The sequence below is a fragment of the Sphingomonas populi genome (assembly GCF_004208535.1).
GTDB lineage: Bacteria > Pseudomonadota > Alphaproteobacteria > Sphingomonadales > Sphingomonadaceae > Sphingomonas > Sphingomonas populi.
Map to the genome: position 1 here is coordinate 1 of NZ_SGIS01000113.1, position 2881 is coordinate 2881.

Consider the following 2881-nt stretch of genomic DNA (forward strand, 5'->3'; position numbering starts at 1 on the left):
GGCGACCACCGACGCCAACCGCGCAGCATCTTCAGAGTTTACGATCACACATACGATCTGGGACATCCCGCCAGACTCGCACGAAACCAACCGATTGTGAATCACCCGATTGGGTCACTGCACTAGAATACCTAACGGACCTTGCCCAATGAGCGGCAAGGCTTTCGGACGTCCCCCGCGTCCGAATAGCCGGTCGCCCGAACGGCAGCTATCCAGCACGGGTTAGTCGAAAGCAGTAAGCGCTGTTTCCGCTCCACCTCAACGGCCGGTCTGGCAAAGGTCGAGCTTCTGCGCCTGTGATGAGGGCGAGGTGCTCAGTGAGTGATGAAACGGATTTCGGAACGAATTCGCCCGGACGGACCGGGCGGCTTGATGTGGTCGCGTTGCCGCGAGGAAAGCGCATTTGGACTCCCGAGGCGCGGGCGCGGATCCTCGCGGAAAGCATTGTGCATGGTACATGGTTCTTGGGGTCAACGTGTCGGAGGTGGCGGATGTATCCGCAGCCGGGATGATCATCCCGCTAGGGCCGCTGAAGGCGATGGTCGCGACGAAGCCCGTCGACTTCCGCAAGGGTGCGGTCGGTCTTGCGGCTCTGGTCGAACACGAGTTGGCCGGCAAACCCTTCTCGGGCGTCTCATGTGTGTTCCGCGCGAAGCTGGCGAACCGGATCAAACTGCTGGTCTGGGACGGCAGCGGCCTGGCGCTGGTCAGCACGGTTCTGCAGACCGGCGCGTTCCATTGGCCACGCGCCGGTGACGGCGTGATGCGACTGTCGGCAGCGCAGATGTCGGCGTTGTTCGAGGGGGCTCCAATGGAGCCGGATGCATGTGCCGTCTACCCCGAAGCCGATCGCCGCGCAGCAGGTCGCGCGCCTGAATCGGCTAGTCGAACCGGTCGATACAGACGCTGCGAAATATACCAGAAATGGCGGATGGACGTGGGGTCGGACTAGCTTCCGGACGATGTTGCGACGCTGAAGGCGATGGTGATCGCCGGACGCGAGCGCGAAGCCCGCATGCAGCATCTGATCGACCAGATGCGGCGCGCCCAGTTCGGTCAGCGCTCGGAAAAACTGTCGCCGGACCAGTTGGCGCTGGCGCTTGATGACCTCGACGTTGCCCGTGCCGAGTTGCTCGCGCTCGGCGAGCAGGCCGACGATGCCGCTGCCCGAACGGGTAGCAAGCGGGCGCGCAAGGCACCCAATGGAGAGCGGGAATCCCTGCCGGCGCATCTGCCGCGCATCGAGATCGTGATCCCGCCCGCCGAGACCGAATGTCCGTGTTGTGGCGGTGCGCTGCATGTGATCGACGAGGACCGCGCCAGTCGCCTGGACACGATCCCGGTGCCGTACCGCGTGGTCGTGACGGTGCGCCCGAAAATGGCATGCCGGACGTGCAGCGACGGCGTGTTCCAGGCACTGGCCGCCAAGCATGTCGTCCCTGGAGGTCTTCCGACCGGGTCCGGGCGAGTTCTGGTTGCGTTTACTCGCGAGCACCATCAGGGCTTGTAGTGGAAACGGTCGGGCTGTGGTGGCCTCAATAGGCAATAGCCGGCTTTCGATTTGGCCTTGGCAGGCACATGAAAATCACATATCCACATTGTGCAACACGAGTTTACGACATGGAACTGTCACGTCTTTCTCCAAATGAATTGTTTTCCGCTATATTGAAGAGGTTCCCGACTGCATGGGAAGAGCGTTATTGGGGGAATGAACTTAAACATTTGCCGATTGAAGACATCATTCGTCGTTTGATGGGCGGCAATGAGCATAAGGATTTGGTCAAGAGCAACGGTTTAATGTTCAAACCCGCTGGTCACTTCTATTCTCCAATTGTTGACACGACGTTCGTTCTTGAACGAAAGAGCAGTATTTTTAGTAAAAATAAAGATATTGACGGTATCGATATAAATGAAAGTTATCAAAAAGAATTTGTGCAATTTTTAGAATCCGTAGAGGTGAATTTGCCATTTCGGGATGCGCAGTCACCCGAGCATCGCTATTTTTATGATAATAATGCGTTTGTATGGGGTGATGGTGCGGTTTACGCGGCGATGTTAATGAGGCATCGTCCCAACAAAATCATTGAAATCGGATCGGGATATTCGTCCGCCCTAGCTCTAGATGTTATCGATAGAATCGATGGATATTGCCCAAATGTTAAATTATTCGATCCGTATCCCGAGTTGGTAAAAAGTATTCTTGCAAATTATCCATCTGAAAATGTTTCAATTGATGGAAAATTTATCCAAGACGTTCCGCTTGAAGACTTATCTGATCTCAAAGCGGGCGATTTTTATTTTATGGATACTACTCATGTCGTTAAGACGGGTAGCGACGTGCTGTATCATTTTGAGGAAGTTTTGCCGAGGTTGAAGAGTGGCGTCATTGTGCATATTCATGATATTTTTTGGCCATTCGAGTATCCTATGAGCTGGGTGGTCGACGACAAACTGTCATGGAATGAGTTGTATTATTTTCGCGCTTTTATGACTCACAATCCTCAATACGAGATTTTATTTTTTAACGATTTCATGCGAAAAAATAACTCAAATTTGTTTCGCAGTTCGAGTGTCTTCTTGAGGAACTCTGGTGCTTCGATCTGGCTTCGGAAAAAATAACTAAGACATGCTCGATGTCCGGCGTTGCTCCTGCTATTTTCTCGATTTCTCTTCGGGAAACGTCGCGGCGATGTCCTGGATTTCAATGGAAGATCCTCAGTGGATCGCAAGGCGAATCGCAAAGTCCGCCCTAAATAGTCGCCGGTGAATAACGCCCAAACCTCTGATAATACGTACTTTATCTGGCTTGTTAAATGTTGGGTTTCGCAAGGTTTGTTCTGATTCCGGCGCAAAAGCTTGCGATTTCGCGCGCGCCCGCGAA

The 2881-nt window shown here is 53.9% G+C and carries 3 protein-coding genes; all 3 read left to right on the forward strand.

Translation table 11 applies throughout. The annotated features are described in order from the left end of the window. Positions 1-457 precede the first annotated feature (457 nt). The 3 genes from tnpB to EWE75_RS24210 all read left to right on the forward strand — a co-directional run bounded on the left by tnpB (position 458) and on the right by EWE75_RS24210 (position 2619). Positions 458-952, forward strand: a complete 495-nt coding sequence (gene tnpB / locus EWE75_RS24200; protein WP_130160582.1) for an IS66 family insertion sequence element accessory protein TnpB — start codon at positions 458-460, stop codon at positions 950-952. A gap of 30 nt (positions 953-982) precedes the next feature. Continuing rightward, the gene (locus EWE75_RS24205) at positions 983-1510 is read left to right on the forward strand and encodes an IS66 family transposase (protein WP_231708550.1); all 528 of its coding nucleotides are present in this window, start codon (positions 983-985) and stop codon (positions 1508-1510) included. 110 nt (positions 1511-1620) lie between these two features. Continuing rightward, positions 1621-2619: a class I SAM-dependent methyltransferase gene (locus EWE75_RS24210; RefSeq protein WP_165388528.1), complete on the forward strand. Its 999-nt coding sequence runs from the start codon at positions 1621-1623 to the stop codon at positions 2617-2619. The last annotated feature ends 262 nt before the right edge of the window (positions 2620-2881 follow it).